Annotated in this window: 21 protein-coding genes and 1 pseudogene; 5 read left to right on the top strand and 17 right to left on the bottom strand. The window is 71.1% G+C overall.

The window, feature by feature from the left end:
* Positions 1-443: 443 nt before the first annotated feature.
* From FHS23_RS15325 to FHS23_RS15340, 4 genes are all read right to left on the bottom strand, one after another.
* Positions 444-1,274 (bottom strand): alpha/beta fold hydrolase, encoded by an 831-nt coding sequence (locus tag FHS23_RS15325; protein ID WP_183655299.1) that lies wholly within the window; start codon positions 1,272-1,274, stop codon positions 444-446.
* 139 nt (positions 1,275-1,413) lie between these two features.
* Positions 1,414-1,701, bottom strand: coding sequence for a hypothetical protein (locus FHS23_RS15330; RefSeq protein WP_183655302.1), 288 nt, complete (start codon positions 1,699-1,701; stop codon positions 1,414-1,416).
* Positions 1,702-1,877: 176 nt separating this feature from the next.
* The gene (locus FHS23_RS15335) at positions 1,878-2,324 is read right to left on the bottom strand and encodes a GNAT family N-acetyltransferase (RefSeq protein WP_183655305.1); all 447 of its coding nucleotides are present in this window, start codon (positions 2,322-2,324) and stop codon (positions 1,878-1,880) included.
* 88 nt (positions 2,325-2,412) lie between these two features.
* The gene (locus tag FHS23_RS15340; RefSeq protein WP_183656172.1) at positions 2,413-3,249 is read right to left on the bottom strand and encodes a S1 family peptidase; all 837 of its coding nucleotides are present in this window, start codon (positions 3,247-3,249) and stop codon (positions 2,413-2,415) included.
* Between the two features lie 107 nt (positions 3,250-3,356).
* Here FHS23_RS15340 and FHS23_RS15345 point away from each other — a divergent pair, with 107 nt between their 5' ends.
* The gene (locus tag FHS23_RS15345; RefSeq protein ID WP_183655308.1) at positions 3,357-4,850 is read left to right on the top strand and encodes a cobyric acid synthase; all 1,494 of its coding nucleotides are present in this window, start codon (positions 3,357-3,359) and stop codon (positions 4,848-4,850) included.
* A 394-nt stretch (positions 4,851-5,244) separates the two neighbouring features.
* Here the strand turns inward: FHS23_RS15345 and FHS23_RS15350 are convergent.
* A pseudogene (locus FHS23_RS15350) lies at positions 5,245-6,321 on the bottom strand (CobW family GTP-binding protein); the annotation flags it as partial.
* Positions 6,322-6,550: 229 nt separating this feature from the next.
* Between FHS23_RS15350 and FHS23_RS15355 the strand changes: the two are divergent.
* The gene (locus tag FHS23_RS15355; protein WP_183655314.1) at positions 6,551-7,951 is read left to right on the top strand and encodes a mycothione reductase; all 1,401 of its coding nucleotides are present in this window, start codon (positions 6,551-6,553) and stop codon (positions 7,949-7,951) included.
* A 180-nt stretch (positions 7,952-8,131) separates the two neighbouring features.
* Here FHS23_RS15355 and FHS23_RS15360 read toward each other — a convergent pair whose 3' ends face one another.
* Positions 8,132-9,433 carry an MFS transporter gene (locus tag FHS23_RS15360; protein WP_425501127.1) on the bottom strand — a complete coding sequence of 434 codons (1,302 nt, stop codon included), beginning with the start codon at positions 9,431-9,433 and terminating at the stop codon, positions 8,132-8,134.
* Positions 9,434-9,533: 100 nt separating this feature from the next.
* Here FHS23_RS15360 and FHS23_RS15365 point away from each other — a divergent pair, with 100 nt between their 5' ends.
* A complete protein-coding gene (locus FHS23_RS15365) occupies positions 9,534-10,211 on the top strand; it encodes an FCD domain-containing protein (RefSeq protein WP_183655317.1) in 678 nt (225 codons plus the stop codon).
* 117 nt (positions 10,212-10,328) lie between these two features.
* On the opposite strand, the gene FHS23_RS15370 is transcribed toward FHS23_RS15365, so the two are convergent.
* The 3 genes from FHS23_RS15370 to FHS23_RS15380 are packed head-to-tail and all read right to left on the bottom strand — an operon-like array spanning position 10,329 to position 14,404.
* The gene (locus FHS23_RS15370; RefSeq protein WP_183655320.1) at positions 10,329-12,155 is read right to left on the bottom strand and encodes a GAF domain-containing protein; all 1,827 of its coding nucleotides are present in this window, start codon (positions 12,153-12,155) and stop codon (positions 10,329-10,331) included.
* The gene (locus FHS23_RS15375; protein ID WP_183655323.1) at positions 12,152-13,555 is read right to left on the bottom strand and encodes an MFS transporter; all 1,404 of its coding nucleotides are present in this window, start codon (positions 13,553-13,555) and stop codon (positions 12,152-12,154) included. The genes FHS23_RS15370 and FHS23_RS15375 overlap by 4 nt, the downstream gene beginning before the upstream one ends.
* A gap of 54 nt (positions 13,556-13,609) precedes the next feature.
* Positions 13,610-14,404: a 3-hydroxybutyrate dehydrogenase gene (locus tag FHS23_RS15380; RefSeq protein ID WP_425501128.1), complete on the bottom strand. Its 795-nt coding sequence runs from the start codon at positions 14,402-14,404 to the stop codon at positions 13,610-13,612.
* A 404-nt stretch (positions 14,405-14,808) separates the two neighbouring features.
* Between FHS23_RS15380 and FHS23_RS15385 the strand changes: the two genes are divergently transcribed.
* On the top strand, positions 14,809-16,173 hold the full coding sequence (locus FHS23_RS15385; RefSeq protein WP_183655326.1) for an HNH endonuclease signature motif containing protein: 1,365 nt from the start codon (positions 14,809-14,811) through the stop codon (positions 16,171-16,173).
* A gap of 89 nt (positions 16,174-16,262) precedes the next feature.
* Here the strand turns inward: FHS23_RS15385 and map are convergent, their stop codons facing one another.
* From map to dxr, 8 genes are all read right to left on the bottom strand, one after another.
* Positions 16,263-17,120 carry a type I methionyl aminopeptidase gene (gene map, locus FHS23_RS15390; protein ID WP_183655331.1) on the bottom strand — a complete coding sequence of 286 codons (858 nt, stop codon included), beginning with the start codon at positions 17,118-17,120 and terminating at the stop codon, positions 16,263-16,265.
* A 75-nt stretch (positions 17,121-17,195) separates the two neighbouring features.
* On the bottom strand, positions 17,196-19,010 hold the full coding sequence (locus tag FHS23_RS15395) for a penicillin-binding transpeptidase domain-containing protein (protein WP_183655334.1): 1,815 nt from the start codon (positions 19,008-19,010) through the stop codon (positions 17,196-17,198).
* Between the two features lie 3 nt (positions 19,011-19,013).
* The gene (locus FHS23_RS15400) at positions 19,014-19,865 is read right to left on the bottom strand and encodes a GNAT family N-acetyltransferase (RefSeq protein WP_183655337.1); all 852 of its coding nucleotides are present in this window, start codon (positions 19,863-19,865) and stop codon (positions 19,014-19,016) included.
* Between the two features lie 105 nt (positions 19,866-19,970).
* Complete coding sequence (locus FHS23_RS15405) at positions 19,971-20,426, bottom strand: VOC family protein (protein WP_183655340.1); 456 nt, start codon at positions 20,424-20,426, stop codon at positions 19,971-19,973.
* The gene (locus FHS23_RS15410) at positions 20,423-21,265 is read right to left on the bottom strand and encodes a helix-turn-helix domain-containing protein (RefSeq protein ID WP_183655344.1); all 843 of its coding nucleotides are present in this window, start codon (positions 21,263-21,265) and stop codon (positions 20,423-20,425) included. The genes FHS23_RS15405 and FHS23_RS15410 overlap by 4 nt, the downstream gene beginning before the upstream one ends.
* 72 nt (positions 21,266-21,337) lie before the next feature.
* Positions 21,338-22,489 carry a flavodoxin-dependent (E)-4-hydroxy-3-methylbut-2-enyl-diphosphate synthase gene (gene ispG, locus FHS23_RS15415; protein WP_183655347.1) on the bottom strand — a complete coding sequence of 384 codons (1,152 nt, stop codon included), beginning with the start codon at positions 22,487-22,489 and terminating at the stop codon, positions 21,338-21,340.
* A 153-nt stretch (positions 22,490-22,642) separates the two neighbouring features.
* A complete protein-coding gene (locus FHS23_RS15420; protein WP_183655350.1) occupies positions 22,643-23,866 on the bottom strand; it encodes a site-2 protease family protein in 1,224 nt (407 codons plus the stop codon).
* Positions 23,867-23,869: 3 nt separating this feature from the next.
* Entirely contained in the window at positions 23,870-25,090 is a 1,221-nt protein-coding gene (gene dxr / locus FHS23_RS15425; RefSeq protein ID WP_343053968.1) for a 1-deoxy-D-xylulose-5-phosphate reductoisomerase, read from the bottom strand.
* Between the two features lie 93 nt (positions 25,091-25,183).
* Here dxr and FHS23_RS15430 point away from each other — a divergent pair, with 93 nt between their 5' ends.
* Entirely contained in the window at positions 25,184-25,465 is a 282-nt protein-coding gene (locus FHS23_RS15430) for a DUF2631 domain-containing protein (protein WP_183655356.1), read from the top strand.
* Positions 25,466-25,548: the final 83 nt, after the last annotated feature.

The raw sequence follows: 25,548 nt of genomic DNA on the forward strand, positions 1-25,548 counted from the left end.
CGGCGTGTGCACCGAGACGCCGGACATGCTCGCCACGGAGTCGAATCTGCTGGTGAGACCGGGTGACGTGGCCGCGCGGACACCGGCCGCGACGGCGTTGCCGCGAACGGATCCGCATGCCGCACTCGCCCCGACGTCCGACTCGCAGGCTTCCTCGCGGCGGCCGGCGCGCCCGTCGTGCCGCCGTCGTCGGACCCGCCGGCGGGTCCCCGTGGAGCAGGTGAGACCACGGTCACGTTCTGGCGTTACGTCCGTCACGATCGGTCGGCGGTACCGGCGCCCACCGAGGTGGCCTACACCCCTCGTCCAGGCCCACACCCCTCGTCCAGGCCTACACCCTCGTGCGGGCCCACGACGCGGCCGCGGGCGCCGTGTCCCCGGCCGGCGCCCCGGCGCCTCGTCACCGGCGCCTCGTCGCCGGCGGCGGCCGTCCGGGGCCTCCCTCACGCTGCCGGGTACCAGTCGGTGATCGCTCCGGCCACGGCATCGGGTGCTTCGAGTGGCGTGAGGTGTCCCGCGTCCGGGATCGTCTCGAGCCGCGCGGAGGGCAGCACCTCGGCCATGGACCGGGCCGCTTCCGGCGGGGTGAGTCCGTCTCGCTCCCCCACGATCACCAGGGCGGGGACGTCCGCACCGCGCAGGGTCTCCGTGGAGTCGGAGCGGGCGGCCATGGCGCGCTGTGCCCACGCGACGCCGGAGGGCTGCTGCGATTCGATGAGCTCGCGCACCAGGGCCTCGACCTCGGGCTGCCGTTCGCGGGTGGGGTCGGACAGGAGGTTGGGCAGCATCGCGTCGGCGAGCCAGTCCGAGATGCCCTCGGACTCGGCCCGGTCGGCCACCGACAGCCGATTCGCGCGGGCCTCGTCGGTGTCGGCCTCGGCCTTGGTGTCGATGAGCACCAGTCCGCCGACGCGCTCGGGAGCCGCCCGCAGCACGGCCATGGTCAGATATCCGCCCATCGAGCAGCCACCGAGCACCACCCGGTCGAGTTCGAGCCGATCGAGCAGCGCCACGACGTCGCGGGCCGCGTCGTCGAGACTCGGTTCCCGGTCGGCCCGTCCGCCGGAGGCGCTGTCCGAGGTCGCGCTGTCCGAGGTCGCGCTGTTCGGGGGCGCGCTGTTCGGGGATGCGGAATCCGGGAACGGGCTGCGGCCCATGCCTCGCTGATCGGGCGTGATCACGCGGGTACGGGCCGACAGCGGTCCGCGGACGGCGTTCCACATGCGCGCGTCGAGCGGGTAGGCGTGCAGGAGAACGAGCGGAAGATCGGCCATGCCCGCGATTCTTCCCGATCACTCGGCACCTCGGCGAGGTGGCGTCGGCCGTGCGACGGCACAACGCGGTGGCGGGCGAACTCGGCGGGGTGGGACTCAGCGGCGGGATTCGGCGCGGTGGGATTCGGCGCGGTGGGACTCAGCGGCGACGGGTGGGGCCGCGACGACCGCGCGCCTGCCAGCAGCCGTTGTGCCAGTGCCTGCGGTCGGCCACCGAACCCAGTTCGTCGGCGGGCCACGCCACGACGTGCGGCACACCCGGCCGGATCTCGTGGTCACATCCCGGGCAGCGATACATCTTCGTCGCCTGCGCACCCGGCACGGTGCGCACGAGCCACTCGCCGTCCTCGGCGGACTCGGAGCGCGCCCACCCGGTGACGGCGGGACGCGGGCGCTCGTCCCGCGATCGGCGATGGCGTCGAGGCATGCATCCACGGTAGCGAACTCCGCGCCGCACTCCGGTCGGCCTGTTCCGCCCGCCTCACGCGTGTCCTGCGCCCCAACCCGCGTGTCCTGCACTGCGGCCCGCGTGTCGTGCACTCGGGCACCGCGGCGTAACTTCCCGGCGCTCGGTCGTCGGCGGGCTTTCCGACGTCGGGCCCTTCAGCACGCCTTCCGGCGCATGGCGATGTGGGGGATGCCGTCCTCGTCGAACTCCTCGCCCTCGGGTTCGTAACCGAACCGCGCGTAGAAGCCCTGCGCGTACGTCTGCGCGTTGAGCACCGATTCGGCCTCCCCGATGTGCTCGACGGCCGCCTCCATCAGGCGGGCCCCGAGCCCGGTGCCCCGCGCGGACGGCGCCGTCACCACACGGCCGACGCGGGCGACGCCGTCCGGTTCGGCCAGCACCCGCAAGCACCCGGCCGCACCCGCATCGTCGGCCCGGCCCGGCGCCCACAGATGCCACGTCGTCGGCAGCAGGTCCAGTCCGTCGAGCTCGCCGTAGGGGCAGTTCTGCTCCACGACGAACACGTCCACGCGCAGGCGGAGCAGGTCGTACAGTTCGGCGGCCGTGAGGTCCGGGCCGCGGCGAGCCACCAGGTCGGTCACCCGCCCAGTGTGACACGGCCGTGCCACAACAGATCCGTCGCTCCGGGCCGCCGACCCCGCCGACGACCCGGAACTCACCCGAGGTCGATCAGGAGTCGACGCCCTGACCCCCGAGCTGCGGTTCGAACGTCGACACACGGGTGTAGACCCCCGGTTTGCCCGCCTGGGCACAGCCGTCGCCCCACGACACGACACCGATGAGCGTGTCGCCGACCATCAGCGGGCCACCCGAGTCGCCCTGGCAGGCGTCGACACCGCCCTCCGGGTAACCGGCACAGACCATCGACTCGCGGTCGTACTCGTCGTAGGCCCGGGAACAGGTGTCGTCCGCGACGACGGGCACCTGCGCGGAACGCAGCGTGTTCGACCGCTCGCCCGACTCAGAGACCCGGCCCCAGCCGAGCACGGTCGCCTCGGTGCCCGCTCGGTACTTCGCCGAGTCGGAGGCGTCGGCGACCTCTGCGGTGCGGTACGGCACGGCACGGTCGAGCGAGAGCACCGCGATGTCACCGCCCGAGATCGGGTCCTGGTAACTCGGCGCGATCCACACGTCACGGACACCGGCCTCGATGCCACGGTCCGTTCGCGTGTCCTGCCTGCCCGCGACGACGCCCAGGTCGTCGGCGGGCAGCGCGTCAGCGCAGTGTGCCGCGGTGACGACCTTCCGCGACGACGTGAGCGTGCCGCCGCAGAACTGCCTACCGTCGTCGTCGACGAGGTAGACGGCGTAGGAGTGGTCGGCCACCGAGGCCTCGTCGCCGCCGACGACGTACGGTTCCGCGGCGCCGGCCGTCGCCGGCGCCAGGGACGCACCCGTCAGCGCCGTCAACGCGAACGCGGCGAGGACGGACGAAGCGCGACGGGCCGGGCGGCCGGAACGGACACCACTCGAACGGACACCGCCGGAACGCGACGATGCGGGCATCACGGGCATAGCGGTTCCCTCGTAGGTCTGCTGGTCGGGTCGCGCCCAGGCTACGGCCCACGTGCCCGAATCCGGGGTCGCTGGATCGGGTGGACTACCGTGCTGGCGTGCGTGGTGGCCTCTTGATCGCAGGAACGACATCCGACGCCGGCAAGTCCACAGTGGCCGCCGGCGTGTGCCGGTGGCTCGCGCGCCGCGGCGTGCGGGTTGCGCCGTTCAAGGCGCAGAACATGTCGAACAATTCGATGGTCTGCTCCGATGGGGCCGAGATCGGGCGGGCGCAGTGGCTCCAGGCGGTCGCCGCGGGCGCCGAGCCCGAGTCGGCGATGAATCCGGTTCTCCTGAAGCCCGGCGGCGACCGGCGCAGTCACGTCGTGCTGCGCGGCACCCCGTGGGGCGACCTCCACGCGGGTGATTGGGCCCACGGCCGCCGCGAACTGGCGGACGCGGCCTTCGGCGCGCTGGCCGAGCTGCGGGAACGGTTCGACGTCGTCGTCTGCGAGGGCGCGGGCAGTCCCGCGGAGACCAATCTGCGCGACGGCGACTACGTGAACATGGGCCTGGCCCGCGCGGCGGACCTGCCCGTGCTGGTGGTCGGCGACGTCGACCGCGGCGGGCTGCTCGCGGCACTGGCCGGCACGGTCGGCATCGTCGACGAGGCCGATCAGGCGCACCTCGCGGCGTTCCTGGTGAACAAGTTCCGTGGTGACGCGACGCTGCTCGAACCGGGACTGCGGTCGGTGGCCGAACTGACCGGCCGCCCCGTGCTGGGCGTTCTCCCCTGGCTCCCCGACGTGTGGCTCGACTCCGAGGACGCGCTCGCGATCGCGGGCTGGGACGGACATCGTCCGGGAGCCGGTGCGACCCTGCGCGTGGCCGCGGTGCGTTTCCCGCGCGTGTCCAACGCCACGGACCTCGACCCGCTGGCGGCCGAACCCGGCGTCGACGTGACCGTGACGGCCGATCCGGACGTCGTCGCCGCCGCCGACGTCGCCGTCCTCCCCGGCACACGGTCGACTGTGGACGACCTGGCGTGGCTGCGCAGGCGCGGAATCGACGCCGCCGTACGTCACCGCGCCGAGAAGGGCAGGCCGGTGCTCGGCATCTGCGGCGGCTACCAGATGCTCGGCAGGGCCATCACCGACGGGGTCGAATCCACCGACGACGAGGCGGCCGGGCTCGGACTGCTGCCGATGTCGGTGGCGTTCAGGGCCGACAAGACCCTCGCAACGCCGTCCACGCAGTGGCGTGGCCACGACGTGTCCGGCTACGAGATCCACCACGGTGTCGCCGAGCACGACCGCGGGCACACCTCCGAACCGTTCCTCGACGGCCTCCGCAACGGCGCCGTGTGGGGCACGATGTGGCACGGCGTGTTCGAGAACGACGCGTTCCGCAGGGCCTGGCTCACCCAGGCCGCTCGGCAGACCGGGGTGGACTGGACACCCGCCGACGCGCCCGGCTTCGCCGAACGACGCGAGGCGATGCTCGACGGGCTGGCCGACGCCATCGAGGAGAACGTCGACACGGCCGCGCTGGAGAAGCTGATCACCGACGGCGTTCCCGCCGACCTGCCGACCCTGAAACTCACCCAGCACTGACGGCTCCCCCCGGAAAGCCGTCGCGGCCGTCCCGATCCGAGACCGCGCCTGCCGTCGTGACGGTCATCCGGCCGACCGCGCGACGTGGGCCGGGTTACCGCTCGGGGTCGAAATCCTCCGGAGCGACCAGTCCGTCGAAGGCCTCGGGATGGGCGACACAGCCAGTCGGCGCAGGCTCCGGTCGCGCCTCGTCCTCCGGGTCCGCGGCACCGTCCTCCGGGTCCCCGACAACCACATCCGGGTCCGCCACAACCACATCGTCCACGGCCGTGAACTCGTCGGCCCCGAACTCCGCGGGATTCACCGGCCATGCGCCGTCCGCACCTTCGCCGATATGGCCGTCCGTTCCCTCGTCGACACCGGCGACGCCCGCGTCCCCGCCGTTGCGGGACGGGTCGACGACGTAGCGCAGCAGCGGCAGCAGGTCCTGCTCGACGGCCTCGCCCGCCACCGCCGTGGAGCACCGTTCGACCTCGGCGCGCAGTCCGTCCGCGTCCACTCCGGCGCCGATGAGCACCAACCCGGTCGCCGGGTCCGCCTGCGGCGCGACACGCTCCACGCGGACGTACGCCCCCACGGTGTGTACCTCGTACGCGTCACCGTGCCCGGGCACGCCGACCGAGACGGTGCCCTTCATCCGGTACAGGCCTGCGGGCCGGGTCTCGAGGAAGGCGGCGAACCGGCGTGGGTGCAGCGGTCCGGTTTCGACGGTCACGGTGTCGTAGGCGGTGTGCGCGTGCCCGGTGTGATCGTCGTGGTCATCGCCGGAGCCGCAGCCGGCTTCGGCGTCCTCGAAGCGCAGGTCGTCGAACGTCAGCTGCCGCGGGCCCGCGTGCCGTCCCCGGTCGACGCGGTCGAACAACAGCTCCGGGTCGATCCGCCCGAACTCGGTGGGCAACACCGGCGTCGCACCCGCCAGTTCACCGACCAGCTCGGCCACCCCGTCGGCGGCGCGGTCGACCTTGTTGAGCACGACGAGGTCCGCCATCGCCACCTGGTCGGCCAGTTCGGGGTGCTGCTCGCGCATGGCCGGGAACTCGGCGGCGTCGACGAGTTCCACCAGGCCGCCGTACTCGAGGTACGGGTCCTCGCTGGCGAGCACGAGCCGGACGAGGCTCCGCGGCTCGGCCAACCCGCTGGCCTCCACGACGACGAGGTCGAGATCGGCGGACGGATCGGTGAGGGTCGACAGCATCCGGTCCAGTCCGCTCGCATCGACCGCGCAGCACAGGCAGCCGTTCTCGAGCGAGACCATCGAGTCGACCTGCCCCGCCACGCTGAGCGCGTCGACGTTCACGCTGCCGAAGTCGTTGACGACGACGCCGATGCGCGTGCCACGGGTGCCCGCGAGCAGGTGGTTCAGCAGCGTCGTCTTCCCCGCGCCGAGGAAACCGGCGAGGATCACGACCGGCACCCGGCGGGCTCCGCGGCCCGCGGACCGGCCACGCCGCTGCGGACCGTTCAGAACCATGCTTCCCCCACCACCATGCCGTCCCCCACAGCTATGCCGCCCCTCACAACCATGCCGCCCCAACAATCATGTCGCCCCTCACCGCCATGTCGCCCCTCACAGCTATGCCGCCCCTCAGTGTCACGCTCGCCTCGCAGCCACGCCTCGGCCTCCTGGGAACACTCGGACGTCGGGACGGGTTGAGGTAGGCGGACAGACCGGCAAACCCACGGCCTGAGAGGGTACCGACGTGCCGCACTACGACATCGTCATCATCGGGACCGGCTCGGGGAACTCGATCCTCGACCAGCGCTTCGCCGACCGGAAGGTCGCCATCGTCGAGAAGGGCGTGTTCGGCGGCACATGCCTGAACGTCGGCTGCATCCCGACGAAGATGTTCGTCCACCCCGCGGATCTGGCGGCCACACCGGCCTCTGCGGCACGGCTCGGTGTCGACGAGACGCTCGACGGGGTGCGCTGGCGCGACATCCGCGACCGCATCTTCGGGCGCATCGACGCCATCGCCGCGGGCGGCCGTGAGTACCGCATCGAACACGACGACAACGCGAACGTCACCGTCTACGAGGGCCAGGGCCGGTTCACCGGGCACAAGGAGTTGACCGTCGAGCTGGCAGGCGGGACCGAGACGATCACCGCGGACCGGTTCGTCCTCGCCGCGGGCGGCCGCGCGGTCGCTCCCGACGTGCCGGGGCTGGCCGAGACGGACTTCCACACGTCGGACACGATCATGCGGATCGACGAGCTGCCGCGCCGCCTGGTGATCCTCGGCAGCGGATTCATCGCGGCCGAGTTCGCGCACGTGTTCTCGGCGTTCGGCGTCGACGTCACCATGATCGCGCGTTCCGGGGCGATGCTGCGCGCCGAGGACGAGGACGTCAGCCGCCGCTACACGGCACTCGCGTCGCAGCGGATCGATCTGCGCCTGAACCGCACCACGACGCTGGCCCGCAACACCGGGACCGGGGTCGAGCTCGACCTCGAGGGGCCGGGCGGCGCGGAGACCGTCGAGGGCGACCTGCTGCTGGTCGCCACCGGCAGGCGGTCCAACGCGGACCTGCTCGACGTCGAGGCCACGGGCGTCGCGGTGACGAGGTCGGGACACGTGGAGGTCGACGAGTACCAGCGCACCGCCGTCGACGGCATCTACGCGCTGGGCGACATCAGTTCCCCCGCCGAGCTCAAGCACGTCGCCAATCACGAGGCGCGCGTGGTGCAGCACAACCTGTTGCACGACCTCGGCGTCGAGGACTCGCCCGTGACGGTCGACCACCGGTTCGTGCCGCACGCGGTGTTCGGCTCACCGCAGATCGCGTCGGTCGGGCTGACGGAACGGGACGCGGCCGCTCAGGGCGTGGCGTACGTGACGGCGACGCAGGACTACGGCGGCATCGCCTACGGCTGGGCCATGGAGGACGAGTCGCACTTCGCCAAGCTGCTCGCGGATCCGTCGACCGGTCGGCTGATCGGCGCGCACATCATCGGCCCGCAGGCGCCGACCCTCATCCAGCCCTTGATCCAGGCGATGAGCTTCGAGATCGACGCTCGCAGCATGGCCCGCGGTCAGTACTGGATCCACCCGGCCATGCCGGAGCTGATCGAGAACGCCCTGCTGAACCTGCCGTTGGACTGACGACCGCTCCCCGTTCGACCCCGAGGGCCTGCGGAACGCTCCAAGGGCACCCTGGGGGCAGATTCACAGCCACCCGTGAGCGTGCCGGTGAGGAGTGGTGGCCGGGCCGACGGGTGGGTGCCCGATTCTTCCCGTGATCATGCCTCGGGCGCGTCTCGCGCCCCGCGCGCAGACCAGCCGCTAGACGTATCGCTCCTTGCCCGCGTACCAGCCGAACACGAGCTGGGCGGTCACGACGGCGATCACCATCGTCAGCGGCACCGTCCATCCGCCGGTGAGGTCGTGCAGCACGCCGAAGGCGAACGGGCCGGCCGCGCCGAGCAGATAGCCGAGCCCCTGCGCCATACCGGACAGCGACGCCGTGTCGGTGCCGGTCCGTCCGCGCAGCGTGATCGCGGTGATGGCGAGTGAGAACACCGCCATGCCGAGTCCGATGAGGACGGACCAGAGCAGCGGCGCCGCGGCGGGCGCCAGCAGCAGCCCCGTCAGGCCGGTGATGCCGAGCAGTCCGAGCGCGAGGGACCAGAATCCGAGACCGCCACGCGCGACGACGAGCGGCGGCACGAAGAAGCTGACGGGCAGGCCCAGCAGTGACACAAGGCCCATCAGCAGGCCGGCACTGGTCCGGCTCACGCCCGCGTCGATGAGGACCTGCGGCATCCAGCCCATCATGATGTACGCGAAGCACGCCTGGGTGCCGAAGAATCCGGTGACGATCCACGCGAGTCGGTTCCGTAGCAGTGACCGGCGGGGCTCGCCCGACTGCGCCGCGTGCGAGGCGCTGAGGCCGCCGCCGCGCGTCGCCGCGAACCACAGCACCAGTGCCACCACGGCCAGCACGGCCCAGCCGCCGAGTCCACCCCGCCAGCCGCCGGTGGTTTCCGTCAGCGGCGGGGTCACCGAGGACCCCAACGCGCCGCCGGTCTGCAGCGCCGCCGTGTAGACGCCGGTCATCAGGCCGACCCGCGCGGCGAACGAGGTCTTGATGACGACGGGAATGAGGACGTTCGCGAGGGCGATGCCCGCGCTGGCCACGAACGTCCCGGCCAGCACCACGGACGGCCCGTCGACGACGCGCAGCACCAGCCCGCCCGTGAGGACCCCCAAGGCCGTCGCGACGGCCGCCGACAGGCCGATCCGCCGAGCCAGCCAGGGCGCGCCGAACCCGGCGAGCGCGAAGCACAGTCCGGGCATCGTGGTCAGCGCACCCGCCCACGTGCCGCTCGCTCCGAGGGTGCGAGTGACCTCGTCGAGGATGGCTCCCACCGAGGTCACCGACGGCCGGAGATTCATCGCCGCGAGCACGACGGCCACGGCGAGCAGGCCGGCACCGGCGCCCGCCGCGCCGTGCCACCGACGTCGTCCGGTTCCCGACGCGGCCGGTGCCACCGCGGTGTCGGGGTCCGCAGCATCGGCCGCCGCGGTGTCGGATCCCGCGGCGGCCGAGTCCACCGCGCGGGATTCCATCGAGCTGCTCGCCATACCCCCGACGTTAACAAAAGGTAGGATGACCGGGCGAACCAACCTTTCGCCGGGTGGTCGGCATTCGGCAGAATGGCCGGCCCCGAAGGAGGTGCAGCCTGTGCCACTGTCCGCGCCCCAACGCTCCGGCCTGGTCGACCAGGTGATCGGCCAGCTGCGCGGAGCGATCCGCAGCGGCGAATGGCCCCTCGGTGAGCGCATCCCCACCGAGGCGTCGCTGGCCGGTGATCTCGGCGTCGGGCGCAACACCGTGCGTGAGGCGGTCCGCGCCCTGGCGCACAGCGGCCTGCTCGAGGTCCGGCAGGGTGATGGGACGTACGTGCGCGCCACCAGTGAGGTGTCCGGCGCGATCCGCAAGCTGGCGGGCACGGAACTGCGCGAGATCCTCCAGGTACGCAAACCCCTCGAGGTCGAGGGTGCCCGCCTCGCAGCCGCGGCACGCACCGACGCCGACATCACCCGCCTGCGCGAACTGCTCGACGGCCGCGACCGCGCATGGGCCGACCGGCGGATCGACGACTACGTCCGCACCGACGCAGCCTTCCACCAGGCCGCCATCGAGGCGGCACACAATTCCGTCCTCACCGAACTGTACCGGGGCCTCACCGAGGTCGTCGTCGCCAGCGTCGCGGCGACCACCCGGCTCGACGTGCCGCAGCCCGAGGAATCCGGCCACCGCGGCCTGCTCGACGCGATCACCGCGCGGGACGCCGACCGTGCAGCCACCGAGGTGTGCGCCTTCTTCGCCGAACTCCACGCACGCAGCGACCCACGCTGACCGGGCGTGTTGCAGGTTCCGGGGCCCGTGTTGCGTACTCCGGGGCGCGTGTTGCAGTTCCAGGCCGTCCCCGAGCTCGTGCCGCAGGGTGGTGACGACCGGACCGGGCCGCCACCGTCAGGCGAGCCGGTGCAGCCGGAGCGCCAGCTGGAGCTCGAGAGCACGCTCCGGCTGCTGCCAGTCGTCGCCGAGCAACGAGGACAGCCGCTCGAGCCGCTGGGACACCGTGTTGACGTGGACGTGCAGCCGGTCCTTGGCGCGCGTCAGGCTGCCGTTGCACGCGAAGTAGGCGGACAGCGTGTTCACGAGATCCGTGCCGCGCTCGGCGTCGTAGTCGAGCACGGGTCCGAGTGTGCTGCGCACGAAGTCGGGAACGTTCGCGCGGTCGCCGAGCAACAGGCCGACGAATCCGAGGTCCGCCGCGTCCGCCCCGGTCCCCTGCCTGCCCAGCACGAGCAACGCGCGCAGGCAGCGCGCGGCCTCGGCGTGCGCCTCCGCGATCTGTGCAGGTCCGTGGGCAGGGCCCGCCGACCCGACCGTGACCGGGCCGCCGAGCCGGCGCGTGAGCTCCCCCGCGACGGTCCGTGCGGCGTCACCCGGCCCCTCGGACCTCGTCAGCACGACCACGCGGTCGGCGTGGACGCCCGCGAGGACGCCGTAGCGCGTCGCGGCCGAGGCCAGCCGAGCACGCGTGAGCCCCGCCTCGCCGTCGGCGTGCAGCAACAGGACGGCATGCGGCTCGCTCAGGTCGAGGCCGAGCCTGCGGCCACGTTCCAGCAACGCAGACGGATCCCGTTCGGGAGCGCTGAGCAGGTCGGTGAGCAGCTCCCCTCGCACCCGGTCCTCGGCTTCGGCCGCCGACGACCGCAGCAACAGCAACAACGCCGTGACCAAACCCGCGCGTTCGAACAGTCGCCTGTCCGCGTCACCGAGACCGGGCCTGCCGGTGAGCGTGATGCTGCCGAGCAGCTGCGGACCCGCCATGACGGCACACACCCAGGCGTCCCCGTCGACGACGGCACGCCCCGAAGCACGCGACGCCGCGAGCGCGTACGGGCTGCGGCCCACCTGTTCCGCGCCCGCGCACGCCAGTTCGGCGCCGTCGGGGTCGTGCACGACGATGCCCCCGTCGAGCACCGCCGCGACGGCCTCCGCGACACGCTGCACGTCCGCACCGCCGAGGACGAGCTCGGCCAACCGGTCGTGCGCGTCCTGCGCCCGCGCCAGCGACTCGTGGTGCGCGCGGATCGTCTCGTTGGCCTGGCCCAGCTCGTCCAACGCCACCGCGCTCGACTCGATGAGCCGGGCGTTGTCGATCGCGATGGCGGCGTGGTCGGCCAGCGACGACAGCAGCGCCACTTCGTCGGGGGTGAACGTCCGTGGTCGCCGATCGGAGGCGTAGAGCACGCCGATCACCCGGTCCCCGAGCGCGAGCGGCACGCCGAGGATGGCGATCAGCCCCTCGTCGCGCACCGCTCTGTCGATCGGCCCGGTGTGGCGGAACCGGTCGTCGGCCGGGTAGTTCGACGTCGCGTACGGCCGCACCGTCTGCGCGACCAGCCCGCCGAGACCCTCCCCCATCCCGAGGCGTACCTGCTGGAACAGCGCCGACGCCGAACCGTCCGTCACGCGCATGTAGGTGTTGTCGGAGTCCTCGTCGTTCAGACTCAGGTACGACACGTCGACCCGCAGCAGCATGCGCGCACGGTGGACGATCGACCGCAGCACGGCGTCGAGGTCCCGTAGCCGTGCGAGGTCGCTGGCCGTGTCGAACAACGCGGCCAGCTCGGCCTCACGCCGGGTGTGCGCGTCGAGGGTGCGCCGGATCGTCAGCGCCAGCCGCAGCGCTTCGTCGTCGGTCTCGCCGGTGTCGGTCCGGGCGAGTTCCTCCGCCGAAGCGCCGTCGGCCAGCAGTCGCAGGAGTCGGGCGGCGCCGTCGGTCACCGTTCGATGGTCGCACCGGCGGCTGTCGAGCGGGGGTCGCCCGCGTCGTCGGGCCCGCCCGCGTCGACCAGCGACCGCCCCCTGGTCTCCGTGGCGAGGTACACCGCGACGATCGTGATCGCACAGGTCGCGGCGACGTACAGCGAGATCGCCACGCTGGCGCCCGTGCTGCTGAGCAGTGCCGTCGCGATGAGCGGCGCGAGACCGCCCGCCGCGATCGACGCGAGCTGGTATCCGATCGACGCGCCCGAGTAACGCACCTTCGTGCCGAACAGTTCGGAGAAGAACGCGGCCTGCGGGCTGTACATGGCCCCGTGCAGCACCAGGCCGACCGTGACGGCCGCGATGGTGCCCCACGCCGATGCGGTGTCGAGGAGCGCGAAGAACGCGAACGCCCACACACCCATCCCGACGGCACCGAACAGGTACACGACGCGGCGTCCCACGATGTCGGACAGCCAGCCCCAGAACGGGATCACCGCGAAATGCACAGCCGAGCCGACGAGCACGGCGTTGAGGCCGAGCGATTTCGGTAGTTCCAGGTGCGTCGTGAGGTAGGTGAGCACGAACGCGGTGATCACGTAGTAGGAGGCGTTCTCACCGAAGCGCGCGCCCATCGCGATGAGCACCTCGCGCCAGCTGTACCGGAGCACCGACAGGATCGGCGCCCTCTCTGGCGCCGGGTTCTCGCCGGCCTTCTTGACCGCCTCGACGAACACCGGCGATTCCTCGACCGCGAGCCGGATCCACAGTCCGATTCCGACCAGCACACCTGACAGCAGGAACGGGATGCGCCAGCCCCAGGCCTCGAACGCGGCGTCGCTCTGCACGGTGGCGAGTACCGCCAGCACGGCCGTGGCGAGCAGGTTCCCCGCCGGCACCCCGGCCTGGGGCCACGAGGCCCAGAATCCGCGTCGTTTCGCGTCACCGTGTTCGGACACGATCAGCACGGCGCCGCCCCATTCGCCGCCGACCGCGAACCCCTGCACGAGACGCAGGAAGATCAACAGCAGTGGCGCCGCGACGCCGATGCTCGCGTAGGTGGGCAACAGGCCCATCAGGAACGTGGCCGCACCCATCAACAGCAGACTGAGCACGAGCAGTTTCTTCCGGCCGAGCTTGTCGCCGAAGTGGCCGAACACGAGCCCACCGAGCGGCCGGGCCACGAATCCGATGGCGTAGGTGGCGAACGCCAACATCACGCCGACGAGCGGGTCGTAGTCGGGGAAGAAGAGCTTGTTGAACACGAGCGCCGCTGCCGAGCCGTACAGGAAGAAGTCGTACCACTCGACGGTGGTCCCGATCATGCTCGCGCTGACGACACGGAGGATGGAGGTCTGTTTCGGCTGCTCTCCGGACTCGGCGGCGCCGGCCCCGTGGCCGGACGTCGGATCTGTCATCTCGATCACCACTTCGTTGTGTGTGCGGGACGGGTGGGGAGTTCCCGGATGGCCTCAGGCGGCGGTCCAACCGCCGTCGACCGGGATGGACGCGCCGGTGAGGTAGGCCGCGTGATCGCCGCACAGCCACACGGCGACGGCTGCGACCTCCTCGGGCTCGATGAGGCGTTTCACCGCGGTACGTGCGAGGAAGACCTCGTCGGTGACGGCCTCCTCGCCGATTCCCCGCGTACGAGCCTGATCCGCGATCTGACCGGTGACCAACGGAGTGCGCACGTAGCCGGGGTCGATGCAGTTGCTGGTCACACCGTGGGACGCGGCTTCGAGCGCAGTGACCTTGCTCAGCCCTTCGAGTGCGTGTTTGGCGGCGACGTAGGCGGACTTGTGCGGGCTGGCACGAAGTCCGTGCACGCTCGAGATGTTGACGACGCGGCCCCAGCCGCGTTCGTACATCACGGGCAGTACGCGACGCAGCAGCAGGAAGGGCGCCGTGACCATCAGGTTCTGGATGGTCCGGAACGCCGCGGGCGGGAAGTCTTGGATCGGCGCCACATGCTGCATGCCCGCGTTGTTGACGAGAATGTCGATGTCGCGGGGCAGGGCCTCGATCGCCTCCGGATCGGTGAGGTCGGCGACGTGTGCGCGTGCCCCGAACTCGGTTGCGGCGGTGGCCGCGGCGCATTCGTCGACGTCGACGAGATGCACCGATGCGCCCGCCTCGGCGAACGCGCGCACACAGGCGCGGCCGATGCCGCTCGCACCACCCGTGACGAGCACACTGCGCCCGTGCAGCGGTGGATACAGCGACGCGGCGGCCTCTCCGGCGGCGATGGGAGTGGTCGTGGTCACAGGTGTCGACCGTAAGCGGGACCCCGCACGACGGCCATGTGGTCACTCCACACATCTCAGTGATATGCGGTGGGGGTCGGATACATTCACGGACAGCCGGGCAGGGTGACGGGCCCCGACGACACCCCGACTACGGGGCTGGACACCGACTCGGCGGTGGTCGAACTCCACGCGACCTCTCCGCCCGCCCTGGATCTCGGCGTCGACACCCGTCCCCGACGCCATCATGGTTCCGCAGGCATCCCGCAGACCACGCCGCCCCGCGCCGCTCCCACGGTTGCCACCTGGCCAATACTGCGCACTCGCAGGCCGGCACTTTTTGAACACTTCTCATGTTTCCACCCTTTCCAGTTCACCTGATCGGACAATGGATACTCGCACACACATTCGATACCGTCGAGCCCATGGGGGAACGAGACGAGCTGATCAGGGACCTACGCACGGCACGGGCGGAACGCGCCCGTGCCGACGCGGCCGAGATGACGGCACTGGCGCGACTCGCCGAGCTCGAGGGCGACGTGCGCAGCCTGGCCGACGAGGTCGCGCCGGAGTTGAGAGTGTCCGCCGCAGAGGCCTCCCGGAGGATCGGGCGGGCCACGGCCCTGGCTCAACGTCTGCCGACGGTGCACGGGTGGATGCATGCCGGACAGCTGGAGGCCTACGGCGCGCGGCGACTCGTAGACGTGACCGCCCCGCTCGGAAACGAGCACGCGCGCCGTGTGGATGCGCTGCTGGGGCAACGACTGGCCGCCGACCCGACAGGATCATGGGCGCCGGTCAACCTGGCTCGGCGGGCACGACGACTCGTGGAACACGTCGACCCACACGGGCAAGCGGTGCGTGCCCGCACAGCGCGTAATAAGCGGGGCGTAGAGCTACAGCCGCGCGAGCATGCGATGTCTCGGCTCGCCGTCGACCTGCCGGCCGACGTGGGCACGGCCGTCAAGAGCCACCTCGATGCGCTGGCGCGGCGCCTCCGCGGACGGAACCGGGAAGATGGCGGGGCCGGCGACGGGCGGACGATGGACCAACTGCGGGCCGACGTGGCCGCCGACCTACTCCTCGGTCGCGATCCCGGAGCCACCGTGCCGAAGGCGGCGGCCACGGTGCACGTGCATCTGCCCGTCGACACCGCTCTGGCGATCACCGACGACGGCTGTGAGCTCGACGGCTACGGGCCCATCCCGGGGCCGGTCGCCCGCGAGATCATGACCAACCCGCACAGCACCTGGCGCGCGGTGCTGTGCGACCCCGGCAGCGGCCGGCCCGTCGACCTGGGACGCACCCGACGCCGTCCCACCGCCACTGTTCGAGAGCTGGTCGCCGTGCGCGACCGTGAGTGCTGCATCCCGTGGTGCCACCGCCCCGCCCGGCATTGCGACTTCGACCACAACACGCCGTGGGCCGATGGTGGAGACACGTCGACTGTCAACGGCAGTCCCAAGTGCGACCACCACCACGCCCGCAAGAACCATCCCGGTTGGCGCATACGGCACGACACGGAAACCGGCGTCACCGCGGTGACCACGCCCAACGGTGCCGTGCACACCACGGCCACCGAACCGATCCACCATCCCACCCGGCGCCGCCCCACGCGGAGCGGCGGGGCTCGCCGAGCTCCGCAGGCAGTGCTGAAACGACCTCATCCGCGAACAGAGCCTGGGGCTGCGGACGCAGAGACACCAGCGATACGACCGCTGGCGTCACAAGCGGAACACGGCGCGCCCGGAGGCCGGTCGGCCGGCGAGTGGGCCGGATGGACGGCGTGACAGGCCCGCACCGACCGCCGATGTCAACGGGACCGTCTCCCATCCGCGGCACAGCATCCGGCGCCGGACAACAGTCAAGGCGCGCGAGCTCAGGGCAGCGTGAGGATCTCCGCGCCGTCGGCGTTCACCACAAGGGTGTGTTCGAACTGGGCGGTCCACTTCTTGTCCTTAGTGGTGACCGTCCAGTCGTCGTCCCACACGTCGTAGTCGATCGTGCCGAGCGTGATCATCGGCTCGATCGTGAAGGTCATACCTTCCTCGATGAGCGTGGTGACGTTCGGCTCCTCGTAGTGCAGCACCGTCGGCTCGGTGTGGAAAGCAGGGCCGACGCCGTGGCCGGTGAAATCGCGAACGACGCCGTAGTCGAACCGCTTGGCGTAAGCCTCGATGACCCGGCCTATGACGTTCAGCTGCCTACCGGGCTTGACGGCCTTGATCGCACGCTTCAACGCCTCCTCGGTGCGCTCCACCAGCAGGCGCGCCTCCTCGTCGACGTCGCCGGCCAGGAACGTGGCGTTCGTGTCCCCGTGGACGCCGCCGATGTACGCCGTGACATCGATGTTGCAGATGTCGCCGTCCTCGATGACCGTCGAGTCCGGGATGCCGTGGCAGATGACCTCGTTCATCGACGTGCAGCACGACTTTGGGAAGCGGCGGTATCCGAGGGTCGACGGATAGGCGCCGTGATCCATCAGATACTCGTGCACGACCTTGTCGACGTCGTCCGTCGTGTTGCCGGGCTTGACGGCCTTGCCGCCCTCCTGCAGGGCCTGCGCCGCGATCTTGCTCGCCACCCGCATCGCCTCGATGGTCTCGGGCGTGCGCACCGCACCACTGTTGTCCCGCTTCGGAGCGGGCTTGTCGACATATTCGGGGCGGGCGATCGACGACGGGACCTCACGGCGAGGCGTCTGAACGCCGGGCTTCAACGGAGCACGAACGGGCATGCCCCGAGCATAGTCGCGCGGTAGCGCGTCCTGAGGCCGGGCGGGCAGCGAGGTCGGTGCCGACGCGACGCCGGGTTATCGCAGGCCGGACAAGAAGTCGCCGGTGACGTCGACGGCGGGTTTCGACGAGCCTGCGCCGGTGAGCAGGGTCGCGAACGCCACGTCGTCGAGCGGCCCGGCGTCGCCGTAGCCGGCGAACCAGCCGTGGGAGTTGCTGCCGTCGCCGTACTGGGCGGTCCCGGTCTTCCCGTGCACCGCAGGCAGGTCCTGCAGTGCCGTCGCGGTGCCGTCGGTGACGACCTCGCGCATCATCCGCCGCAACGGTCGCAGCACGTCGTCGGGCAAGGGTTCGCCGGTTTTGCTCGCCTTGGTGCGGTCTCCGCGGACGAGCCCGGGGGTGGGCATTTCGCCGGTGTCGACCGTCGCGGCAGCGAGCGCCATCCCGAACGGGCTCGCGAGTGTCTTGCCCTGGCCGATGCCGTTTTCCGCGCGCTGCACTCGTTCGCCGGATTCGGGCACCGAGCCGGTGATCGTGGTGATGCCGGGGATGACGAAGTCGGCGCCGATCCCCAGTGACCGTGCGGAGTTGGTGAGTGCGTCGTCCGGCAGTTTCGCCGCGAGCTGGGAGAACGTCGTGTTGCACGATTCGGCGAACGCCGTGTGCAGCGGCACCCTGCCCAGGTCGAAGTTGTTCTCGTTCGGGATGCGCCGGTGGCCGATCGTGGTCGTGGCCGGGCACGCGACCGTCGCGTTCGGCCGGGTCTCGCCCGCGTCGAGGGCGGCGGCGGCCGTGGCCATTTTCAGGGTCGACCCGGGTGGGTAGCGCCCGGTCAGTGCGATCGCGCCCTGTTGGTCGGCCGCCTCGTTCTGGGCGACCGCCAGCAGGTCACCGTTCGACGGCCGGAGGGCCACGATCGCCGCGGGACCGTCGACGTTCTGCAGCGCGCGCTCGGCGGCCTGTTGGACGGGCAGGCTCAGCGTCGAGTGCACGGCCGCTGCCGGCCGGGCCTCCACGGCGTGCAGTTCGCGTACCTCGGCGCCCGCGCTGTCGTTGACGACGACCCTCCAGCCGTCCTTCCCTGCCACCCGTTCGGACACGTGGTTACGGATCATCGGGAGGATCTTGGCGCCGAGGCCTCGTTCGGCGGCCAGCAGGCGCTCCTGACTGGTGAACCGCACCCCCGGCAGCTCGTAGATCTGCGACTTGACCGACTGGTAGTCCGCCGACCTGAGGCTGACGACGAGGTAGGGCCTGCCGTCCTCGGTGTCGCGGGCGCCTTTGAGGATCGAGCGTTTGGTGATGCTGTCGTCGAACCGGGACACGGCGTCGGCCAGCGTGCCCGCGACCTGGTCGAGCCGGTGTCCCGCGGCCTTCCGTTCGAGCGTGACGCCGATCACGGTGTCGGTCTTCAACAGTGCGGCGCCGTCGCGGTCGAGCACCGGTGCGGGAGCGGGCGTCTCGGTCACGAGCGACAGGCTCTGCTGCGCCCCGAGGTCCGGGTGCACGACCGTCGGCGCGAAATGCACCTTCCAGCCGTCGTCGGTGGACCGCAGTTCGGCCTGCGCGTCGTAGCGCCAGGTGCGGCCGTCGCCGAGTTTCCAGCTGAGGGTGTAGCGGGCGTCCGCACGTTCACCACCGGCGGTTTCGGTCACCTCGCCCGCTTCGGCCGACAGCGACTCCGCGCCGAGCGACTTGCCGGTCCCGCGCAGCATCCCCTCGGCGGTGCCGGGTGTGTCGGTCAGCGCTGCCGCTTCACCGGGCTTGTTCTCCTGCCAGGCGGTGAGGAACTCGTCGAGGGCGTTCTCGGCCCCGCTGCCTCCGAACACGCTGCAGCCGGACATCGCCAGGACGGCCGTCAGCACGAAGGCGGTCGCAGTACGTCTCGCCATGGTTCAGAACAACACCGTCGCGAAGCTGCCCACCTGGCGGAAGCCGATCTTGCGGTACGACGCGAGCGCCGGGGTGTTGAACGAGTTGACGTACAGGCTGGCCACCCTGCCCATTCCTTTCACCAGACGCGACGCGATCGCGGCCGTGCCCGCCGCGCCGAGTCCTTCTCCTCGGCGGTCCGGATGCACCCACACGCCCTGGATCTGGCCGACGTGCTGCGACAGCGCTCCGATCTCCGCCTTGAACACCACTTCGCCGTCCTCGAATCGTGCGAACGCGCGCCCGTTCGCGATCAGTTCCGCGACCCGGGCGCGGTACCCCGCGCCGCCGTCGCCCGCGCGGGGGTCGACGCCGACCTCCTCGGTGAACATCGCAACGGCCGCGGGCAGGTAGCGCTCCAGTTCGTCGGGCCGCACGGGTCGCACGAGCCGGTCGGGCAGGACGTCCGGCTGGCGTTCGAGCGCCATCAGCGGCTGCTCCGCGCGGACCTCGCGGGCGGGTCCCCAGTCGACTGCCAGTTCGTCCCACAGGCCCAGTACCTGCTCGGACGGTCCGACCACGGAGGAACACCTCCGCGACCGGCGCAACGCTCGATCCGCGAACGAGCGGATCGCCGCGTGGCCGCCGGACAACGGGACCATGTTCGGCCCGGCGAAGCACAGCCCGTCGAGCGCGCCGTTGGCCTCGCGACCGTCGGTGCCCCACAGCTCACCGCCGAGGCGCCACGGGTCCACACCCGCGATCTCGACGCGCGCGGACACCATGCAGTTCGCCACCGGGTTCACGCCCAGCGCGGCCCGGACGGCCGGATAGTCCCTGTCATCGAGGAGCCGCGCGCCAGCAACCCGCAACACATCGTCCAGACTGCCAGAGAACACCTCGTAACGGGGAACGACCACCCCGGTGGGCGTACCGGCGGCGAGTCCGACCACCGTCCGGTACGCGGTTCAGGCCGGTCGTCAGGCTCCCGGGTAGGTGCCGAACACCCAGACGGTGCCCTCGGGGTCGGCGATCGCGACGTTGCGGGATCCGTAGTCGGTGTCGTGCGGTTCCTGTTCGACCGTCGCGCCCGCGGCCCGCGCCCGCTCGTACACGGCGTCGGGGTCGGCGGTCACGACGTAGATCCACTGCGGTGCCCGTTCGAGCGCCCCCGTTCCGCCGTGCGCCTCGGGCCTGCGGGACCCGACCATGACCCCGCCGCCCTCGGGCCAGCGGAGTTCGCCGTGTACGACACCGCCGCTCTCGTCGGGGACGATCAGCGCCTCGGTGAAGCCGAGTACCCCGGTGAGGAACGCGCGGGCGGCGGCCATGTCGTCGTAGAGCACGCCGGGCCACACGCCGGGCTTGGGAGTGTGGTCCGACGTGGCCGTGTCGGTCGCGGTGTCGGTGGTGGTGTCGGTCCTCGTGTTCGTCATGGCTCCGAGTCTGGGACCGGAGCGGTGAGCGGGTCTTGGAGAAACGGGAACTCGGCGGCCAGCCATGCCGTCGGCGCGCAGCCCGCGAGCGCCCGCCATTCCGCGGTCAGGTGCGGCTGGTCGGAGAATCCGCACCGGGCCGCGGTCTCGGCGAGGTCGCCACCGGCCTTCAGTAACCCCACGGCGCGTTCGAATCGGACGACCCTGGCCGCCTGCTTGGGGGTCAGTCCGATCTCACGCCGGAACCGCTCGCCGAAGTGGCGCCTGCTCCAGCCCGTTTCGCGGGCGAGCGCCTCCACCCTGACGGTCCCGCCGGAGCCGCGGATCCGTCGCCACGCCCACGCGACGTCCTCGGCGGAGTCGCTCGTGACCTCACCCACCCGGGCGCCGAGCACGTCGTCGAGGATCGCGAACCGGCTCTGCCAGTCGGGCGCCTCGGCGAGCCGCTCCGGCAGCACGGCGAGATCACCGCCCACATCTGCCAGGTCGAGGACGTGGCCCGTGAGTTCGGCGGCGGGCACGCCCGCCACCGCCTCCGCACCCGCGGGTTCGAGCGCGAGCTCCATCCCGTACTCGGTGCCGCTGCGCGCGATGAGCACCGGCGAGGTGTGCAGTCCGCCGAGCAGTGCCCGGAACTCACCAGGCGCCTGGTCGTCGCGCGGCATGCCCACGATGCGCACCGGGTCGCCGAGGCTGATGTTGAGGGTCAGATGTCCGCTCGGCAGACCCCGATGGACGGCCGACCCGCCGCCCGAAGCGGCGGACCGGTACCCGACATACCGCGCCACCCACGGCCGAAGCCGTGGCCGCGGCCGCGCAACGGCCCATCCGTCTCCCACATCGCCGAGCGTGGCAGAAGCGGGCGACGGTCACCAGTGCCCCGATCTGCCCGCTCACCAGCGGGCCGCGGGTCAGCCCACGGTGACGACCGGCTCCCCGGACCCATCGACGTCGCCGTTCTCCTCGGCGATGCGCATGGCCTCCTCGATGAGGGTCTCGACGATCTGCGCCTCGGGCACGGTCTTGACGACCTCGCCCTTGACGAAGATCTGGCCTTTGCCGTTGCCCGACGCGACGCCGAGGTCGGCCTCCCGCGCCTCGCCAGGACCGTTGACGACGCAACCCATGACGGCCACGCGTAGCGGCACCTCCATGCCCTCCAGGCCCGCGGTTACCTCGTCGGCGAGCTTGTAGACGTCGACCTGCGCGCGTCCGCACGACGGGCACGAGACGATCTCGAGCTTGCGGGGGCGCAGGTTGAGCGACTGCAGGATCTGCGTACCGACCTTGATCTCCTCGACCGGCGGCGCCGACAGTGAGACGCGGATCGTGTCGCCGATGCCCTGCCGCAGCAGCGTGCCGAACGCGACCGCCGACTTGATCGTGCCCTGGAACGCGGGTCCGGCCTCGGTGACGCCGAGGTGCAGCGGGTAGTCGCACTGTTCGGCGAGGATCTCGTAGGCACGCACCATGACGACCGGGTCGTTGTGCTTGACGGAGATCTTCAGGTCGTGGAAGTCGTGCTCGGCGAACAGCGAGGCCTCCCACAGCGCCGACTCGGCGAGCGCTTCGGGCGTCGCCTTGCCGTGCTTCTCCATCAGCCGCTTGTCGAGCGACCCGGCGTTGACTCCGATGCGGATCGGCGTGCCGTGGTCCTTCGCCGCCTGGGCGATCTCCTTGACCTGGTCGTCGAACTTGCGGATGTTGCCCGGGTTCACGCGCACTCCCGCGCAACCGGCCTCGATCGCGGCGAACACGTACTTCGGCTGGAAGTGGATGTCGGCGATCACCGGGATCTTCGACTTCTGCGCGATCGCGGGCAGCGCCTCGGCGTCGTCGGCGCTCGGGCACGCGACGCGCACGATGTCGCAGCCCGACGCGGTCAACTCGGCGATCTGCTGCAGCGTGGAGTTGATGTCCGCGGTGTTCGTCGTGGTCATCGACTGCACCGAGATCGGGTGCTCACTGCCGACGCCGACGGGTCCGACCTGCAGTTGCCGGGTCTTACGCCGTTCGGCCAGTACGGGGGGTGGTGTGCCGGGCAGACCAAGGTCGACGGTCATCGATTCCTCTGCAAAGTCGGCGAACGCGTTCGCTCCCACGATACCCGCGTGCTCATCGGGCCTGCCCCGCCGAGGGCCGCTGCGCACGCCGGCCGCGGGGTCACGGGGGTCGCGGGCGCCCCGCGGCGCCGGTACGGACGCCGCGGGGCCGGGCTAGTCGGTGATGGTGATCGGGTTGACGATGTCGGCGGTGATGGTGAGCAGCACGAACGCCCCGCCGACGACGATGATGACCATCGTCACGGCGTTGAGTTTCGTGTAGTCCACCGGCCCGGCGGCCGACTTGCCACGCAGTTTGCGCAGGAAGTCGCGGACGCGTTCGTACCAGGTCACGGCGATGTGACCGCCGTCGAGCGGCAGCAACGGCAACAGGTTGAAGATGCCGACGAAGAAGTTGAGGCTGGCCAGCAGGAAGAAGAACAGCTCCCACAGGCCTTCCTGTGCGGCCTCCCCGCCGATCCGGCTGGCACCGACCACACTGATCGGCGTGTTCGGATCCCGTTCCGCACCGAAGATCGACTCGACGACGGCGGGTACCCGTTCGGGCAGTTCGAGCAGGCGGTTCCACGTCTCCACCACGAGGTCGCCGGTGAACGAGGCCGTGCCGCCGATCGCCCCGACGGCGTCGTACTCCCAGCGGTTCGTGAACGTGACGCCGATCGACCCGATGTCGACGAGCTTCCTGGCCTCGGGGTTGTCCGGGTCGGCCACCGGGCGTGTGACCTGCTCCACGTCGACGGTCAGCGGGATGACCTCGCCGTCGCGTTCGACCCGGAAGTCCGTCGGACCGGACAGGTTCTGCACCTCGGCGACGACGTCGCTGTAGGTCCGGGTCTCCTCGCCGTTCACCGAGACGATCACGTCGCCGTGACGGATCCCGCCGTCGCGGGCAGGTGCGGGGGCGCCGGGCTCGCAGGACGGGTTCGTGTACTGCTGGTTCGTGCGCGCGTCCTGCACACAGGGCGACACCTGCGAGATCTCCGGCGTGCCGAACAGGTTCGGCAGGCCCATCGTGGCCGCCATCAGGTACAGCACGACGAAGCCCAGGACGAAGTGGGTGAACGACCCGGCCGCCATGACGACCGTGCGCTTCCACGTCTTGAACCGGTACATCGCGCGCGGCCGCTCGTCGTCGGTGACCTCGTCGAGCGCGGTCATGCCCGCGATGTCGCAGAAGCCGCCGAAGGGCAGCCACTTGAGGCCGTACTCCGTCTCGCCGCGGCGGAACGAGAACACCGTCGGGCCGAAGCCCACGAAGTAGCGCCGCACCTTCATCCCGAAGGACTTGGCGGCGACCATGTGGCCGGCCTCGTGCAACGCCACCGAGATACAGATGCCGAGCGCGAAGGCCACGACCCCCAGGATGTAGACGAGCACCCGCTACTTTCCTCCGTTACCGATCATCGGTCCCCCGACCTCGCGGGCACGCGCACGTGCCCATTCCTCTGCGGCGAAGACGTCGTCGACGCCCACGGGTTCGCGGCGCCATTCGTCGGCCGCGGCGACCACCGCACTCACAGTGTCCACGATGGACGTGAAACCGGCGTTGCCGGCCAGGAAGGCTCCCACCAGTTCCTCGTTGGCGGCGTTGAACACGGCGGGCATGCAGCCACCGGCGGCGCCGACCTCGCGGGCCAGCTCCACGGCGGGGAACGCCTCGTCGTCCAGCGGTTCGAACGTCCACCGGGCTGCGGTGTCCCACCGGCACGGGCTCGTGGCGCCCGGCACCCGGTCCGGCCAGTGCAGTGCCAGTGCAATGGGCAGGCGCATGTCGGGCGGGCTGGCCTGCGCGATCGTCGACCCGTCGGTGAAGGTGACCATCGAGTGCACGATCGACTGCGGATGCACCGTGACGTCGATGCGCTCGCACGGGATGTCGAACAGCAGGTGCGCCTCGATCAGTTCGAGACCCTTGTTGACGAGTGTCGCCGAGTTGATCGTGACGAGCGGGCCCATCGCCCATGTGGGATGCGCCATGGCGTCGTCGACCGTGACGTCGGCCATTCCCGCCCGCGTCCGGCCGCGGAACGGGCCGCCGGACGCGGTGAGCACGAGCCGATCGACCTCCTCGGCCCTGCCGCCGCGTAGGGCCTGGGCGAGTGCCGAGTGCTCCGAGTCGACGGGCACGAGCTGCCCCGGGGCGGCGGCGCCGAGCACGAGCGGACCGCCCGCGATCAGCGACTCCTTGTTGGCCAGTGCCAGCGAGGCGCCCGTCTCGATGGCGGCGAGCGTCGGCCGCAGCCCCTGCGAACCGGGCAGGCCGTTGAGCACGACGTCGACCCGCTCGGCGTCGATGAGCTCGGTCACGGCGTCGGCGCCCGCGAAGATCCGCGGCAGCGCGAACTCACCGCGGGAGTAGCCGCGACGCTGCGCTTCGGCGTACAGCGCGAGCTGCAGGTCCTCGACGGACGTGGCCCGCGTGATCGCCACGGAGTTCACGCGGTGCTCGATGGCCTGCGCGGCCAGCACCTTCGGATCGGAGCCGCCCGCGGCGATCCCGGCCACTCGGAACAGTTCGGGATGACGCTCCGCGATGTCGATCGCCTGGGTGCCGATCGACCCGGTGGAACCGAGGACGAGGACGCTGCGTGGGGTGTTCACGTGGCCATTGTCTCGGACTCCTGACGGCGACCCGACGGCAGGCATGTGGGATCATCCCTGCGAGGCAGGAGTTCGAGCGCAGGAGGAGTGAACGTGGCTGGCAACGCGGTCGAGAAGCGCACCGGCACCGAGGTGAGTTACTCGAACGGGGTCGACCCCCACGAGGAGCCGTCCGCCGAGTGGGGCTGGCACGGCGGGTTCCCCAAGGCCACGCAGGGCGCCGGCTGGTTCACCGTGTTCGCGCTGCTGATCATGCTCATCGGCAATCACGAGAACAACACCGAGAACCTCTGGCTCATCGGTACCGCCGCCGCCGTGGCCGCGGGCCTGGTCTACGACCTCAAGCGCCGCCGCACGGCCTGGCGCAGGAACTGACGTCCGTCGACCCTTCGGGAGTCGACCGTCCCTGATCGGAACGCACACCGCCGCCGAGGCGTACACCGCCGCGTGTCCTGCGT

It is taken from the genome of Prauserella isguenensis, from assembly GCF_014191605.1.
Lineage (GTDB): Bacteria > Actinomycetota > Actinomycetes > Mycobacteriales > Pseudonocardiaceae > Prauserella > Prauserella isguenensis.

Bases quoted from the DNA above. Each gene is read 5' to 3' on its own strand.
- FHS23_RS15325 (WP_183655299.1), bottom strand. From the start codon at position 1,274: ATGGCCGATCTTCCGCTCGTTCTCCTGCACGCCTACCCGCTCGACGCG.
- FHS23_RS15330 (WP_183655302.1), bottom strand. From the start codon at position 1,701: ATGCCTCGACGCCATCGCCGATCGCGGGACGAGCGCCCGCGTCCCGCC.
- FHS23_RS15340 (WP_183656172.1), bottom strand. From the start codon at position 3,249: ATGCCCGCATCGTCGCGTTCCGGCGGTGTCCGTTCGAGTGGTGTCCGT.
- FHS23_RS15360 (WP_425501127.1), bottom strand. From the start codon at position 9,433: ATGGCGAGCAGCTCGATGGAATCCCGCGCGGTGGACTCGGCCGCCGCG.
- FHS23_RS15375 (WP_183655323.1), bottom strand. From the start codon at position 13,555: ATGACAGATCCGACGTCCGGCCACGGGGCCGGCGCCGCCGAGTCCGGA.
- FHS23_RS15385 (WP_183655326.1), top strand. From the start codon at position 14,809: ATGGGGGAACGAGACGAGCTGATCAGGGACCTACGCACGGCACGGGCG.
- map (WP_183655331.1), bottom strand. From the start codon at position 17,120: ATGCCCGTTCGTGCTCCGTTGAAGCCCGGCGTTCAGACGCCTCGCCGT.
- FHS23_RS15395 (WP_183655334.1), bottom strand. From the start codon at position 19,010: ATGGCGAGACGTACTGCGACCGCCTTCGTGCTGACGGCCGTCCTGGCG.
- FHS23_RS15405 (WP_183655340.1), bottom strand. From the start codon at position 20,426: ATGACGAACACGAGGACCGACACCACCACCGACACCGCGACCGACACG.
- ispG (WP_183655347.1), bottom strand. From the start codon at position 22,489: ATGACCGTCGACCTTGGTCTGCCCGGCACACCACCCCCCGTACTGGCC.